The organism is Erythrobacter sp. JB3-1 (genome assembly GCF_057364995.1).
The window spans coordinates 1769407-1784771 of the sequence record NZ_CP200289.1 but is presented as its reverse complement, the minus strand read 5'-3'; the positions used below and the strand labels follow the sequence as shown (position 1 = coordinate 1784771).

Genomic DNA, 15365 nt, shown 5'->3' with positions numbered 1-15365 from the left:
GATCGTTCGAGCGGCTGCATCCCGCTGCTGCCCGCCGCATGGCGCGCAAAATGCCGCCGCGTGCACACCATGATGTTGCCTTTCATGCACTGGGACGTCCTTCTGATAAGCGCGGACGGATAGCAACCTTCACGGAGCCCGACTTTTTGGAAGCGCTATGGGCAGATCTGCGCAGCGAAGATTGGCAAACCCGTCTGGATGCCCGCGAACCCGATAGCAGCGCTCGTCAGCGTCTGCCGCTGCCAATGCACCGCCAGACCGTACTAATGCTCTACGAAGTCAGCCGCGAAGTTCCCGGACGCCCGCGCCTGGCGCGCGAAAAAATCGAGAGCATGGGGCTTGTCTTCCGCCGCGAACAAACGAACGCCTCCGCGCCGCTTGGCTGGTTTAAGGCGCATGGTACCCCGCTTGGATGGCAGCCTACTAATGGCACGGAAACGCTCGATCCTGACCCGATGCGCCGGGCCACATTATTTCCTGGTTTCAATTCTTCCGCGCTGGAACAGGTGGCTAGCTTGCGCAACAATCCGGCTCTGCCGGCTGAGGACGTTGTCGCCCTTCAGGCTGTGCCCGGCGATATTTGTGCGAAATTGAACCGTACGATCCTTTTTGCCGTTCTGCCGCTTTCAAGCTCAGAAAGCAGCCCAGCAGCGCAAGACGCCTTCGATTACGATGCGCTCAGCCCCACTGATGAGGCGCGGCTTGATGAGCTGTATGGATGGCCCTGGCGTACCGGCTCGGCAATTCCGCTAGACAAATCCGGAGAGGAACTCGACCCCAGTTGGATTGCTCCTGGAACGCCGCGCGATGCCACACTCGCTGATCTCGTGGTTTTGGTTAGGCAAGCAGTCATTGAATGCGGGATGGGCGAGGATAATGCCGCAACCGCCGATCTACGCCAAGCCTTCGCAGCAATCTCTTTACCGCTGCGTGCGGATAACGACGGAGAGGTGCTGGAGACGATGCCAGCAGACGCATGGCTGCTTGCTGCCGCTCCCATCCTGCTTGGCCACGAGAGCAATTCAACTGGCCTTGTAATGCCGCTCGAATGGCCAACGCGCAGTATCGCCGAGGCCGACGCACTAATGGCAGCCATGCGGAAATGTCTGACTCAGCAAGCCGCTCGTTTCCAGCCCGACACGCCAAAGTTCGATGATCCGGCCACCCGTTACCGCATCCGTCCGTTCCTGAGAGTGCGCCATGCGCCCGACTGCCCAATCCGCCTTATTTGGGGTGAGCCCGGACGACAGATCGGCATACGCGCATGGTGGGACAGTGATGCGCCTCCCCATAAAATTTCTCTGCCCGATCTGGATAACGTCAAAGACCTCAAACCCAATATTGCCTTCGACTTACCACCTCAGCTGGCCGCGATGGTGGCGAAGGATCCGGAAGATCTGATGGAGGGCAACGGCTCACGTCCGGCCAAAACAGGCATTGGCTGGCTGTGCAGTTTCAGCCTGCCAATAATTACAATTTGCGCCTTCATCACGCTCAACATCTTTCTGCAATTGTTCAACTTTTTCTTCCGCTGGATGCTCTGGATCAAGGTCTGCATCCCGATCCCCAAAAAGGAGGGCGGATAATGTCAGGCCCCTTATTCACATCGCCATCCAACCGCCGGACAACGCCTCAGGTGGGCTGGCCGTTATTGCCAATGCCAAGTGCAGATGGGGCTCTCAAATGGCCGGGAGAGGCAGAATCCGTACGCCAATCGGTCGAGGTAATCCTGCGCACCGGGCCCGGCGAACTCTTAATGCGCGAGCGTTTCGGGGCTGGATTGCCGGCCATGCTCAATGCGCCCAACAACGTGGCAACGCGCAGCGCCATCGCACGCGCAATTTCAAATGCGCTCGCTGCGCATGAGCCGCGCCTGCGCATCGTGCAACTAGCAGTCGAGGAAACATCAGACCCTCGCCGTGTCGACATCGTACTTGCCTATCGCATCATATCGAGCGGAGCGCCTGCTCTGATCCGAGCATCAGTTGAACTGGGAGGGGATAGCTGATGCCGATAAAACCCCCAGCACTGGACGATCTCAATTTCGAGACACTGCAGGCAGACCTGCTCGCCCGGATCCCGGCTCACACGCCCGAATGGACTGCCCCGCGCGATGGCGATCCAGGTGTCACTTTACTTCAACTCTTTGCATGGCTTGGCGACAATCTCCTCTACCGGGCAAACCTCGTTCCCGAGCGTCAGCGGCTGGCCTTCCTCCGCCTGCTTGGCATGCAATTAAGGCCCGCTTTGCCTGCACGCGGGCTCATTCAACTTGCGTTCGAAAACCCTGCCCAGTTGGAGGCCGCTGCGCTGCCCATGCTGTCGCGGATCGACCAGCCGATTCCGTTCGAAACGCTAACTGAAACGCATGTCATGCCAGTTGAGGGACGCTGCTTCGTAAAGCGCCCTCCCTCGCCCGATGAACAAGGCCAATTGGCCGCGATAATGCCTGATTTACAAGATCTGTTCGCCACCGAAGGAAGCGTCGCAGGTTATGTCACCGCGCCAGTTTGCGATCCGTTGGACCCGAGTGGTACCGGCGCAGTCGATTTGGCCAGCGGGACGGTTGATGGCTGCCTTTGGATGGCGCTGTTAGCACCAGACCCCACTGAAGCGACAAGAGCCGCCGTGCAAGACGCCTTAGGCGGCGGCGCAGACAATACCGCAGCAGCCCTCAATCTTGGTATCGCACCGCAAATCGCCGTCCCGCAGTTTGGCGATGCTATTGGTGTGCGCGAGCCGCTGCCATTTCACTGGGAAATTTGTACGGGACGTGGAGCAGGTGATGAATATTTGCCGCTCGAAACCTTGGCCGACAGCAGCGCCGGCCTTACTCGAACCGGAGTCACTCGAATACTGCTTCCTGGCAAGGATGATATCGGCGCGCCGAGCGGCGATGTAGCAGACGATTATCGTTCCGGCGTTGGCGCACGCCCTCCTCGCGTTGAGGATCCAATGCTGGCCTCTCGCATTGTCACTTGGCTACGCCTTGTTCCGGAAACTCTGCGCGATGGCGGACGTCTTGCACTCGAATGGGCCGGTCCAAACGCGGTTGAGATTGAGCAGCGCCGTACATTCGGACGCCAATCCATTGGCCGTGGAACCGGTGCAAGCGGGCAGGCATTTGCGCTCGGCACAACGGCGATTGAACCGGCCACATTGCGTGTCGCAGTCGAAGAAAGCGGCGGCCTCGTCGAATATCGTCAGGTTTCAGACATTGCCACCGCACAGCCAGACCAGCGTGTCTACAGTCTCGACAGTGAGACCGGAACCATTGCTTTCGGCGATGGTGTGCACGGACGCGCGCCCAAAGCTGGCCATCAGATACAGGTTCTGGCGATGCGCGCAGGCGGCGGGACCAAGGGCAATTTGCCGCCAGGCTCCATCACCAAGATCGCCGCGCACACTGGAATGCCTCCTCTGAATGCGGTGCAGCCGCTTGCGCTGACTGGCGGGGCTGACGCCGAAACACTCGAACAAGCGGAAATGCGTATTCCAGCCTCTATCCGCCACCGTGAACGCGCGGTCACACGCAGCGATTTCCACGAGTTGGCAGCGACCGTGCCTGGCGTTCCGGTTGGCCGTGTCGAGGTGTTGGAGAAATTCCGTCCGCAAACCCGCGAGGAGAATATGCCTGGAGCGGTCTCTGTCATGCTGCTGCCCGCCAGTTCTGGGATGCGCGCGCCCTGCCCGCGCCCCGATCGCCCGATGCTGGAAACCCTTCACCGCTGGCTCGACGAACGCCGCCCGCTGGCCACGGAGCTCTATTCAATCGCGCCTGAATACATCGCAATTGGCGCAACTCTAGCGGTTGAGCTGTCCGATAACGATCGGCGCGAGGAGGTCCTCAAGGCTGTGACCGACACCTTGCATGCGGTTTTTGGCCGCTCGCGCCCGGCGGCCTCGACGGTGCTGGCTGGCGCGCCGGAGAAAGTGTTGAAACGCGCATTATTGAAGCCGCAATAATGCGCGTACCTGGGGTCCGCGCGGTCGCACCGCTGCGCCTGTTCCGCCGATCTGCGGAAGGCGCTTGGAGCGAAGTCACGCCCGATGCAGATGGCCGCGTGCGTATCGCTTTGCAACGCTGGCAATTGCCCGAGCTGGTCAGCGCCGGTGTCTCCGCAGGCACCATAGCCGCCGATAGTGTTCCCGCCATGAATGGCAACGACGCAGGCGTCGGCGGCGACCGAGTGCCCGTACCGTTTGTGCCGGAGAATTGCTGATGGACGTAAACAATGTCCCGTTCTGGCAATTCCGCACGGCCCGAGATTTCGGGTTGGAGGATACTGGCCATAATCCGCAGCACCTCGAATGGTGCGCCGGGCGTGAAGCCTTGGTTCTGGCAGATCTCGACGCAATTCCAGCACTTGACGAGGACGAAACCCGCGCACGCCAATTGGCCGCGGCCCCGTCATGCCTCGCAGATGCACATGGCGGCTTTGCCTGGTGGAACGAGGCCGAGAGACGAGTCTCTGCCAGTGGATTTGCACCAGGCATAGTTACCCTCAACCTCGGCAGTGCTGAACCTCCTGCCGCCATCCCTCCCGATGACCTGGCGCTGGGAGACGACGTCGTGCTTGTGCTGCGAGGCGGCCAAATCGCCATGCTCGACCTGCGCGATCGTTGGCCGGTGGAGACCATTGGCGCCGGCGACTTTGACGCCGGGCTCGCAGCCGCCGCAGACGGACATGCGCCTTGGTTGCTCGACATCAACACGCACCAATTGGCCCGTTTAGAAGGAACACCGTTGCCTTCAATAGCGCGCAGTCTGCGCAGGCCCGGGAGCTTTTCCGAGGATCGCACTCACGAAGACCCGCGGATCTTGATCCAGCCCAAATTGCTCGTGCCAGAAGCCCTTCGTCCGGTCGCGATGCGAATGAGCGCCGGCGGACAGCTCGCGATCCTTTGCTGGAACCCAGGCCAGGAGGCCGAATTTCTGCTACTAGAGCAAGGTCGCTTAGAACGCTCCCGACCGCTCGCAGGGATCCGCTTTCCCACCAGCTTCGCATGGGATGGAGAAGAGCAGCTTTGCCTGCTCGCAACGGACGGCACTCGAATGGCGGACCGGGCCTTCGCTTATGACCGTGCGCAATTGTTGGCCGGGGGCGAAGCGGCGCGCCCCAATGGCCGCTTCATTCCATTATTGGACGATGCAGGCCATGGTCTTGCCAACCATTCGGCACGCGGCGCTGTGCATATTGCAACCCACACCGACCCTGTGCCGCATCGCACCGCTCGCCGACTTGTAGCCTTGTCCCGCGCTTCGCGCAGCGCCGATGGTTCGGTGATGCTTGGCCCGATTGATGGACAGGTTTTCGACTGCTGTTGGCATCGCTTCTACGCGGAGGTCCGCATGCCAGAGGGATGCGGCATGCGTGTTTCGCTGCATGGCTCGAATAGAATTGACGCACCTACTGCGCCGATCAATGCCGAAAGCCGCAAGGAATGGGCGCTACACCTTGTCGGCTCAGCAAAGGCTTGGCCAGAGGATGCGTTATCCGAAAATGCGCCCCAATGGCCGCGAGCCGCCTGGTGTCATTCTGCGTCAGAAGTTCCAGGCCATAGCGGTTTTTTTCCTGACGAACGCGAGCCAGACCGCAGCGGAATGTTCGCATGCCTCGCACAAGACGGCCGCCGGGCCGTCCGCCGGGTGACTGGGCGCTATCTCTACATCCACCTCGAACTGACATCGAACGGGCGCGCCACGCCAGAACTCTACGCGCTGCGCGTTTATGGCAATCGCTTTAGCTATCCTGATCGATATCTGCCCGAACTGTATGGCGAGACATTGGTCGGCGAAGAAGCACGCGCCCTATCCCCTGCCACACCACCCGATTTTCTCGAGCGCTTTGTCCATCTGATGGAAGGACCGATGAGCGAGATCGAGGCGCGTGTGGCGAGCAGTTGGATTCATACCGATGCGGCCAGTGTGCCTAATGATGGGCTTGACTGGCTGGCATCTTGGACCGGCCATGATCTTTCAGGTGAGACAGACGTTCAGCGCAAACGGCAAAAACTGCTGGCCGCGCCACATTTGGCGCGGATGAACGGAACGGCTGCAGGGCTTGCCGCCACGCTTGAACTCGAAACAGGCGGGCAGCTCATAAATGGCGGGCTGGCAGACCCTGACCTGCCTGTTCCCCGCCCTGGCCAACTGGCCCATATCGCGATCGAGGGCGTCACTCAGCGTGCGCTCGTCCTCAAGGTTAGCGATCCGCGCAGCGGTGGGCAATGCACCGTCCTGACCGGTGGCGACGTCAGCGCAGGACGGATCGTTGCTGTGGAGGGTTTCCGTCTGCGCCGAACAATGGGTACAATTCTGGGCCGAACATTGGCCGCTCCGGACGATCCGCTCCTACCAGGCGATCCACCTTCCGGAAATTCGGTGGTCGGAGATAGTTTGATACTTGGCGAAAAAGACCGCGCAGCACTATTGGCGCACTTTGGGCCCGAAATCGCTACCAGCGAAGAAGACCGCGCCGACCTATCCGCCTTCTACGAGACTTTGGCTCATACCGTTTTGGTGATGGTGCGCAGAGAAGATGCGGGCGCAGTCCTACCGGATGACCGTATTCAGCAAGCCGCCAATGCCGCCGCTCCTGCTCATGTTCGAGTCGATATATTGCCAATGAGCGCGCCTTTTATCGCTGGCGTCGCCTCACTGGTAGGAATTGATAGCTTCCTTGGCGAAGCGTTTGAAACAGCGGCGATGACACTAGGCGATGATGGCAGCGCGGTAAGAGGCAGCGCGCTTGGTAGAACAGATCGCTTGATCGGCTCTGGGTCTCTCGACCGCCGAGGCGATATCCCATCTGGACCACCGCCCGTCGCCCGCGCCGATGGACCATCCACTGCCCATGCTGCCGGTGGCTTCGTCCTGGACGCTAGCCGTTCGCACAGCGGCCCTGGCCGCACACTCAATCGATTTATCTGGACCTGGAACTAAAAAGGAGAAGCACAATGGCACGATTTGCAAAGAACCAACCGGTCGAACAAGCCGGACCGGAGGTGAAAGTCGACTTCGCCCCAAATCAGAAGCTTCAAGTGGGCGCAAACCGTTTCGACCTGGTCGTAATCGACGATGCTGGTCAAGAAAGCGATCCGGCATCAATTGAGATCATCGTTCTGCACGATGAAAAGCCGACTGCGATGCTTGATGTGCTCGACCAACAAGGTGAGCGCATGCGGAAGCTAAGCATAAAAGAGGGGCAGAAATTCGCCCTGTCTGGCGAGCGAAGTTTCGACAAAGAACCCGGCAAGATCGTCAAGTACCGGTTTACCTGGGTCGATCAGGGCTAAACTAGTCGATGCCTCGCCTCGTCCGCAACAAACCAGTTGAACAAAGCTCTCCGCAACTCGCGGTGAGCAACAAGCTACCCGTCGGGAAGTACCGTTTCCAGCTGGTGGTAGTCGACAATGCCGGACAGGCAAGCATGCCGCAGGAGGTAACTGTGGTGGTTTTAAAGGCCCCCGATCCGGCGGTTGTCAGGAGGCTCGACCCTACTCGACTGCGCGACCCAATTATTCCGCCGATCCGGCGCTGACCTGCATTTTTGAAGGATGATGCCATGACCCAAGCCTGGCCCGACATTGCCGACCCGCTGGAAGCAACAGGTCAAGCCGAGCGCGTGCATTACGCCACTGGCTTAATGCTTGATGCAGAGGATTTTCGTGCTGAGCAAACCTATCACCGCTCGCGCCTTGCGCGTTTGGTGCAGGCATTGGTCGGTCACGGCACGCTAGCAGGCCTGGCCGTCAATTCGCCAGCAGCGGACGATGCCACACTCGAACTGAGCGTTGAACCTGGCGTTGCTGCAGACCGGCTTGGGCGGCTTGTCGAAATATCGCATTCTCAGTGTATCCGCCTCGCCCGCTGGTATGAACAGCAAGAGGACGCGCCGTTGCTCGCCGCAATGTCGATCGACCCGGACGATGCTAGTGCTCGCATCGTGACATGCGACGTATTCCTCGCTGCTCATGGCTGCGCGCGCGGTCACTCGCCTGCATTTTCTAGCGGAGCGCGAGATTCGATCGACGCGACTGTGCCATCACGGCTTGAAGAGCGCGGCGTACTGGATCTCGTGCTGCGACCGGAAGGCGGCGGCGATCCAATCCCGGCACCTGAAAACAGCTGGCCTGCCAACAATGCGACCCGGATGCGCAAACTCTCTGCCGTCCTTGGCAGTTGGCCCGATGCCGAGAGCACGGTGAGTGTCGATGGAAGCCTTCCTGCACTGAGAGAGCATGTCGGCGGGCAAGATACGAGCGCAGTCTTTCTCGCCCGCGTCGCCATTCCGGTCACTGCGCCCGGCAGCGGGGGAATCCGTCCTCGCTTGCGGCTGGACGCGCGTGTCCAAGTCGACAACTCGCTTCGTCCCTTTGTGTTTCTGCCGGGCAAATGGCTCGGTCATGAATTCCGGCCCGTTGCACCGATCCAACCCTAAGGAGAGCCACTATGGCTAGCCCCCACACTCGCTCCGCACTACCCGCTTCCGCCCGCGCTACGATCACCTTTGAGGAGCTGGCGAGCAAATATGAATTGCCCGATCGCGCGCAAGGTTGGGGCAGCTTGCCTTTTGACGAAACAGGCACATTGCAACTCGATGGAATGCGCAAACGCCCCCGCTATTTCGATGGCAAGTTTCTGACCGCAGCGGACCTGACCCGCGACCAAGACTATATCCGCCAGCGGCAGGATGACTTGGCCCGCGCTACGGGAACGGGCGTAGTTCATGGCCTTCACGTGCACGCAGATGGATCAGGCAGCGGCGACACTGTAGCGATCGAAGCAGGACATGGTGTGACGCCATCGGGCGCGATCGTATCGGTCATGGAAGAGCGTACAATCTCGCTCCTGGACATTGCGGGAAGTCGGCAATTGGACCAGGTTTTCGGCCTATCTGCCAGCCCCGCCACACCGGTAAGTGCACGGACTGGCCTATTCATGCTTGCCCTGCGCCCGGTGGAATTCACTGCCAATCCCACCGGGTCCTATCCCGACGTCGTATCTGGCGAACGCGGGAGCCAGCCGGGCGATATTATCGAAGCAACCGCGATCACGCTCATTGCATATGAAGGTGCAGGCAGCGCCGTTGATCTTACGAGCGCCCGCGCGCTTGCTGCCAGCGAAATCTTCGGCAAAGAACCAGGCGCAGTGCCTCAAGACGCGCTTTTGCTGGCGATGGTCGCGCTCGATCGCGGCAGCATTGTTTGGTGCGATCCAATGCTGGTGCGGCGCGAAACCGGGGCCGACAGTCCGCTCGCGCTTGGTCTTGGCGGGCGGCAACGCGCCGTGTCTGAGGCCTTTCTGCTGCAGTATCAGCAGCATCTCTCAGATATCATGTCGACCCGCGGGGAGCGCGGCGATAAGACATCGTTCGCCGCTGAGGACCATTTCAACCTTATCCCGCCTGCTGGGCCAATGCCGCTCGGCTCTATCCTGATTGGGACGGATTCCCTGGAGCAATCGTGGTTGCCGTCCGGTGTGCAAATGCAGGTCAGTTTTGTTCCTGAAGACGAGATCGGCGCAGTTATTGAGGATTCCCTCGGACTCGAGCCAATCGATTTGGCGCGCGGAAATCTAGAAGGGGTCGCTATCAGCGCGCTTGTGCCCCTGCCGCGCTACAAGCTTCACAGCCTTGCTCATTCACTGCGCAGCCTCAACATGCCCGTCATCTCTCCTGCGATATTCGGAGCCAGCAACAGCGCACTGACAATTCTCGGCAACCCTAGCAGGCTTAGCACTATCCGCCCCGGCTCGGTTCTGAGCAGCGGAGAAGCGGCTCAACTCAGCCTGTGGGAAGCTGCCCTGCAAGATGCAGCAACTTCTGTACCACGCGATCTCGCGGGGAATCCGGTGCTGTTCTACGCACGTCAGCGCACTGCGCCGCACGCCGCCACGCTTACCGGTCACTCGGTGCAATTGGTAACCGGCGAAACCGATCCAATTGTAGTGGATCCCACAGATGAAGAAAACGGACCGGCAACGCCCACCCCATCTCCAAATCCAACCCCGGCCCCGCAACCGATCCCACAGGGCGAGGAAGCTCGCGAGAAGATAGTTGATGAGAAGGCTGGCGAGTTCCAACTCAAAACGCGCCTTACTACCCTGCGCAAGGCAATGGTCTCTGGAGCCAATGCCGCTCTTACCGACCTCCTCGCACAAGAGGCGATACGCGATGTTCTGTTTACTAACCTCATCAAAGACCTCGAGGTCGTGAGCCCAATGATCGAAACCGAAGACGTGTACCTAAAAATCCTAAGCGCCCGCAGCAAACTTCTTGCAAACCAACTTAACGGCCGCCGAACGGAAAAGATGCTCACCAAATCAGATGTCGCTGTGGTGGGAGGCGACTACCGCCGCGAAAATCTTGGCGAGGGGCTAAGGTTGCTGGCCAAAACGTCAGACGAAAAACTGGTGACCGGCAAAGCAGGCGGATGGTTGGGAGACACGGCACTTGCCATCGAGGCCGATCGCATACTCGGCACTGGTAGCGACCAGCGCACGATTAACATCGCGAAGAAACTGGCAGAGATTATCGCCGCTCAAGACGCCGATGAGTTGCACGCAGCCATTGCCGAACTGGCTAAGGAGCGCTGACATGGGAGCACCCCGGAAATTTCCGACACCTTTGCTGCCCGGCGAGCATGCGCTTGCAACAGATCCCCCATTGGCCCGCGAAACCGGTGAGGACTGGAGGCGGCGGCCGCGAGCCTTCACAGGGCGCTCGTTAACGCATCATGCGCTTGAAACAGGACAAGTCTCGCAGGCAGGGATGCAGCGCCTGCGCGGGCAGGCAGTAAGTGCGGGCACATTGCAAGGGCTTGGCGTATCCCGTGTCCCTGGTACTGGCGGCCCAGATCCTTTGCGTCTCACAATCGCTACGGGAAGCGGGTTGGCGCGGTCAGGGGAGGATGTGAGGATCAGCGGCGGGACCGTGGATCTTGCGGCCATGCGCGTCATGGCTCCGCCCGAAGCCTTCGACACTGAGGAAAGCGATGAGGCTGAAAGTGAAAGCGATCCAGCCGAGGTTGAGGTAGCCTCAACTGGCCATATCCTCTCTCCGCCGCGCCCACGAGTGCTCGGCCCAGCCTTTAGCGAACTCGATTCTGAGAGCGGGCGTCCGACCCTCGCTGTACTCATTGCCCAGCCGGTAACAGTCGAAATGCCCGACCCGGGCGATCCGCATTGCCCAACAGACCTGCGCGATATTGGCTGGCTTGATCCGGCACATATCGATGGCACCCGCCTGGTACTTTACGCGTGGCCCGATGATGTCCGCGCGCTTGGCAGCGGTCCCGACTACCGCATTGAGCTCGACGGATCACGAGCCCGCAGCCGCATCGCGCAGAGGATATTTGCGCTCGAAGCGATGCAAGACCGCGAAGCTATGCACCCCTGGGAAGAAGCAGGTCTGCCACTCGCACTCGTGGCCTTCGATACAGAGGGGCACATCGCGTGGATTGATGCCGCTGCTGTTCAAAGGCGTGGCGGTCAACCTCCGCTTCGTTCTCACGTTCCAGGCACTCGGGAAAATCCAGTTCTAGCCGAGGCTCGCCTGGCACAATTTAGCGCGCATCTCGCGGAGCTTGGCGCTGAGGGTCTTGATGCAATCAGACGCGAGATCGCCGCGCTTCCGCCTGCTGGCGTCCTACCCGGTGAGTTCGTGGACGTGCTTGGGCGCAGCCAAACCTTGCTGCCCGATGGCTTCGATATCTCGCTGACGCCAGCGATGGCAGAAGAGATCGACAGGCTGGTTGCGGAAAGCGCAGGGCTCGCCCCAATAGCGCTTGACCAGCCCGAAAAGCTCGAGCTGCTCTTACCTGTCCCTGCACGCGAATATGACTCTCAATTGCTGGAAGTAGAAACGCTTGACCCACGTTTTTCTGCGACCCGCGCGCGCTTACTCTCGCAACGCGGCGATGCGCTCATCGCGCGCGAAGCGATGCGGCGCAGATTTGATGTACTGGGCCTTGCCGCGCGAGGCCTCCGCGGAAGCTGGCCCGGCGATGGAGCGACCGAGAGCGAGCTTGCGCCAGAAGAAAGCGCACATCTGCCGCATGACACAGCGCGCACCTTTCTCCTAACTGCTGATGGAACGGCCCCTGCATCGATCACTATTGCCGATGCCAGTCTGCCAGAGGTCAGCCAAGACTGCGCAATCTTTGTTTGGGTACAGTGGGACGGCGGCGAGCCCCCTCTCAGGCCGCGGTCACGCTGAAGGGCAAAGAGCAGGTATTCGCCGCCCACTGGGGCAAGGACGCAGGTTCACTTGGGGAGCAGCGCGGTGATGGCTTGAACTATCTGGGAGAGCTGCCTGAATTGAGTGAATGGCAGCGTCTCGAGTTTCCGATTGGTTCAATGCGCGATGACGATGGCGAGCTTTGGTTAGGCGAATATCTGGAAGAACTCACCGTAGCAATTGCTGGTGGGCAAGCTCGGCTGGGCGCAATCGGTGTACTCGATGCTTCTGGTAGTCTGACATATCTTTCAAATGGACTGCTAACATCCGGGATTTACAAGACGGATGGTAAGGCCGAACCGGCGAAAGCCAAACTGGCTACACACCCTGAATTCGGCACAGCAATTCGCGGGGACTTGCTTCAAAGCAGCGCGCTTTCGAGCTGGACGCATCGCTGGGGTCAAGACGCCATGCAAGCGACACGGGCGCTCGCCGCGGCGCAGGGGCTTGAGGCGACGGAGGCGGATCTCGATGCGCGGCTCAAGCGGACGAACGATTCCATTGATGTCGGGTTCGTACGCGCACGCGCCGATATTTACCGATTGCGCCAGTACATTCTAGGCCGCGATGATGCCTCGCGACTAGTCACCTCGCCTGCGCTCGCAGATCTAGCGGTTCGCGATGAAAGCGCCCGGGCGAGCGCAGATGATCTGGCCGATTTCCTGTCGCGCATGAAGGATGCCGAAGCCACGCAAGAAAAAGCGGTGACCCTCGCCGCTGCCTCAGGTGATCGCGGCGGCAGCAGCACTTCCTCGTCCGCACCAACAAGCTCAACGCGCACAGACTTCATCCACGTCATGCCCTTCGTTTCCGTGACGATGCCGCCTCTGATGATTTCCCAGCCAGCTAGCGAGGCAGCAAGATCGTCTACTATGGTCGTTAGCGAGACGAACATACCAGCGCGAGCGATCGAAAGTACGAATCCCGCCACGCCTTTCTTCGGAGCGATGGCCACCCACTTTGCGAGTGAAGCGTTGCTTAGTGGGAGCGCCATCACAAGCAGCCGTTCGCTGAACAGCAAGACGATAGGATCCACAAGATCCGTCCCACTTGGGAGCGCTGCAACATCCACCGCTAAGAAAGTCACAGTGAGCACCGCGACCGGCAGCGCGCGAGCCTTTGGTTCGAACATCGCTGCCACAAAACTGGGGCTGTTCAATCCAGGGATCAGCGCCGCAGATATTGTCGGACAAAAAGCCTTGCCTGGGATTGTCGAACGGACAGTCACCGTGGCGGAACGGATCAAGCAAAGCGCAGCCGCCAAGACCCATGAATATGCGCTCGCCGGAAAGCTGGCTGTAATCAACACGCTGACCCGGTTGATCGGCGGTGAAGATGCAAGCGACAACATCGGCCTAGGCATCGTCCTGGCCGATTTGCCCGCACCAGGCTTCGCATTGCGCGAGGCGGGCAGCAACGATCTCAGTGACCTCCAGCCTGCTACGCTCGCCGATATTGTCGAGGCACCTGCCGGAATGGAATGGATCGATGTCCACAATATCGAAATGTTGCAGGCCAATGGAGACGGGGACAGTGCCGGCGAGCAAGTCCACGAGATCGCCTACTTCAGTGCTGCCGTAGCCGCCATCGACGATGCCATCGCGCTGATGCGATTGGTCGAAGGACGCGTGGATCTGTTCGAGAAAGTTCTAGCCGATGTGCGCCGCACATTGACGCTCATCAGAGCGGATGGAGATAGGTTGGAAGCCGCGCTAGAGACGCAAGATGCCGATCTCGCCGAAATCCGCCATGACCTATCTGTAGCAGAAGCACTGGAAGCAGAAGAGCGCGCGCATGTCGCAGAAACGAATGCTCGCCGCGCTGCTACCATTGCCCGTCACTCCAACCAAATCGTATTCCGCCGCCCTCGGCTCGCACCGGTAGTCAATGCAGCCGCCAGCGCTGCAGCCTATCCAGCAAACCCACCCGACCCGGTCGTGACTTGCCTCGCGGACCATGCCGACCAGCCAGAGGAATTGCGCGAATATTGCGGGCTTTTCCACGATGCCCCTGTCGGATGGTTTCCCGAAGTGTCTCGCGAATTGGCCAGGCTCGACCGCATCACAGCGGCGCAAAAGGTGCTGACCCTTGCTGTGGCCCGCGCCGCGGCCCTCCCCATGCTAGCCCAAACGCAAAGGAGCCGTGGGAACAGAGCGCTGGCCGGAGTGCACGCAAGGCTAGCGGTCCAGCGCACCGCAATAGAGCGTATGCGCGCAAACACTGCTCAGCTTGATTTATCCCAGTTGGCCCGGTTCGATCTCGGCGGACTGCATCAGACGATCAGGCGATCCATCTCAATGGCAGACTTGCTAGACGGAGCGCGCGAACGCCCGGCCCTCGCCCGCCTGGTCAGCAGACAGCTAGAAAACATCAGCAACGTGGCCGCCTGCCTCCATGCCGCCTTTGCGGAAGTAGAACCGTCGCTACGCATGCGCTGGGCGCAGATATTCTCCGTGCATGACGAAGTCGTCCCTAATCTTGCGGCGCTAGGTGCACTGCCCGGCTGGCGCAGCGTACCTCTAGCGCTTCGACGTAAATTACAGGACCTTACTGACTGGCTATTCGCGCGCGTTGACACGGCAGACGACGAGGCAACGGAAGCTATCGACGGACTGGTCCGCATCGCTCTCTTATTGGCAGCCCATGCACCGGTTGATGAGCTTGTCCCGGCAAGTTTGGTCGAACCTGTTCCATTGCGTCCTGGTGGGCTTGTTCCGCTCCGCATCCCACCAGAGCAAGTATGGCTTGGCCAGACCGGTATGATCCGCGATTCCAGAGGCCAAGCTCTCGCGACGATCCGTGCCGAGACCATCACCTCCACGCATGTAGAAGCCCGCATAATACGTGATTTCGGCCTCGCCCGTGAAGTAACGCAGGCCATGCCTATCGCACTTGGCGGAATGCGAGTTGGCCGTTGAGCTCGCTTACAATCCGAAGGCTTCATCTTGCCACCAGGCGAGACCACCAATGGAGCGCAAGGGTCGCCTTAGAGAGAGCCCTTGAAAATCCGTCACTAACTGATGGACGTTTGGTGTTGGTTCGCCGCGGTCCTTCGCTTTCGCTAGCGTCTCAGCGCTCTGGACCGTTTAAAGCGACTGCTCATGAAACAGCACTCCGCGGCCA

The 15365-nt window shown here is 60.1% G+C and carries 10 protein-coding genes; all 10 read left to right on the top strand.

The window, feature by feature from the left end:
• Positions 1-50: 50 nt before the first annotated feature.
• The 10 genes from AC0V6M_RS08500 to AC0V6M_RS08455 all read left to right on the top strand — a co-directional run bounded on the left by AC0V6M_RS08500 (position 51) and on the right by AC0V6M_RS08455 (position 15160).
• Positions 51-1586: a hypothetical protein gene (locus AC0V6M_RS08500; protein ID WP_486138385.1), complete on the top strand. Its 1536-nt coding sequence runs from the start codon at positions 51-53 to the stop codon at positions 1584-1586.
• A complete protein-coding gene (locus tag AC0V6M_RS08495; protein ID WP_486138384.1) occupies positions 1586-2008 on the top strand; it encodes a GPW/gp25 family protein in 423 nt (140 codons plus the stop codon). The genes AC0V6M_RS08500 and AC0V6M_RS08495 overlap by 1 nt, the downstream gene beginning before the upstream one ends.
• Complete coding sequence (locus AC0V6M_RS08490; RefSeq protein ID WP_486138383.1) at positions 2008-3966, top strand: baseplate J/gp47 family protein; 1959 nt, start codon at positions 2008-2010, stop codon at positions 3964-3966. The genes AC0V6M_RS08495 and AC0V6M_RS08490 overlap by 1 nt, the downstream gene beginning before the upstream one ends.
• Positions 3966-4223 carry a hypothetical protein gene (locus AC0V6M_RS08485; RefSeq protein WP_486138382.1) on the top strand — a complete coding sequence of 86 codons (258 nt, stop codon included), beginning with the start codon at positions 3966-3968 and terminating at the stop codon, positions 4221-4223. Before AC0V6M_RS08490 ends, AC0V6M_RS08485 begins: the two co-directional genes overlap by 1 nt.
• Entirely contained in the window at positions 4223-6946 is a 2724-nt protein-coding gene (locus AC0V6M_RS08480; RefSeq protein WP_486138381.1) for a phage tail protein, read from the top strand. The genes AC0V6M_RS08485 and AC0V6M_RS08480 overlap by 1 nt, the downstream gene beginning before the upstream one ends.
• 14 nt (positions 6947-6960) lie before the next feature.
• Complete coding sequence (locus tag AC0V6M_RS08475) at positions 6961-7299, top strand: hypothetical protein (protein WP_486138380.1); 339 nt, start codon at positions 6961-6963, stop codon at positions 7297-7299.
• Between the two features lie 269 nt (positions 7300-7568).
• The gene (locus AC0V6M_RS08470; RefSeq protein WP_486138379.1) at positions 7569-8444 is read left to right on the top strand and encodes a hypothetical protein; all 876 of its coding nucleotides are present in this window, start codon (positions 7569-7571) and stop codon (positions 8442-8444) included.
• An 11-nt stretch (positions 8445-8455) separates the two neighbouring features.
• The gene (locus tag AC0V6M_RS08465) at positions 8456-10600 is read left to right on the top strand and encodes a hypothetical protein (protein WP_486138378.1); all 2145 of its coding nucleotides are present in this window, start codon (positions 8456-8458) and stop codon (positions 10598-10600) included.
• A gap of 1 nt (position 10601) precedes the next feature.
• On the top strand, positions 10602-12221 hold the full coding sequence (locus AC0V6M_RS08460; RefSeq protein WP_486138377.1) for a hypothetical protein: 1620 nt from the start codon (positions 10602-10604) through the stop codon (positions 12219-12221).
• Positions 12179-15160, top strand: coding sequence for a hypothetical protein (locus AC0V6M_RS08455; protein ID WP_486138376.1), 2982 nt, complete (start codon positions 12179-12181; stop codon positions 15158-15160). The genes AC0V6M_RS08460 and AC0V6M_RS08455 overlap by 43 nt, the downstream gene beginning before the upstream one ends.
• Positions 15161-15365 lie beyond the last annotated feature (205 nt).

Excerpts from the sequence above, each read along its gene's own strand:
- AC0V6M_RS08500 (WP_486138385.1), top strand. The coding sequence starts at position 51 with ATGCCGCCGCGTGCACACCATGATGTTGCCTTTCATGCACTGGGACGT.
- AC0V6M_RS08495 (WP_486138384.1), top strand. The coding sequence starts at position 1,586 with ATGTCAGGCCCCTTATTCACATCGCCATCCAACCGCCGGACAACGCCT.
- AC0V6M_RS08490 (WP_486138383.1), top strand. The coding sequence starts at position 2,008 with ATGCCGATAAAACCCCCAGCACTGGACGATCTCAATTTCGAGACACTG.
- AC0V6M_RS08485 (WP_486138382.1), top strand. The coding sequence starts at position 3,966 with ATGCGCGTACCTGGGGTCCGCGCGGTCGCACCGCTGCGCCTGTTCCGC.
- AC0V6M_RS08480 (WP_486138381.1), top strand. The coding sequence starts at position 4,223 with ATGGACGTAAACAATGTCCCGTTCTGGCAATTCCGCACGGCCCGAGAT.
- AC0V6M_RS08475 (WP_486138380.1), top strand. The coding sequence starts at position 6,961 with ATGGCACGATTTGCAAAGAACCAACCGGTCGAACAAGCCGGACCGGAG.
- AC0V6M_RS08470 (WP_486138379.1), top strand. The coding sequence starts at position 7,569 with ATGACCCAAGCCTGGCCCGACATTGCCGACCCGCTGGAAGCAACAGGT.
- AC0V6M_RS08465 (WP_486138378.1), top strand. The coding sequence starts at position 8,456 with ATGGCTAGCCCCCACACTCGCTCCGCACTACCCGCTTCCGCCCGCGCT.
- AC0V6M_RS08460 (WP_486138377.1), top strand. The coding sequence starts at position 10,602 with ATGGGAGCACCCCGGAAATTTCCGACACCTTTGCTGCCCGGCGAGCAT.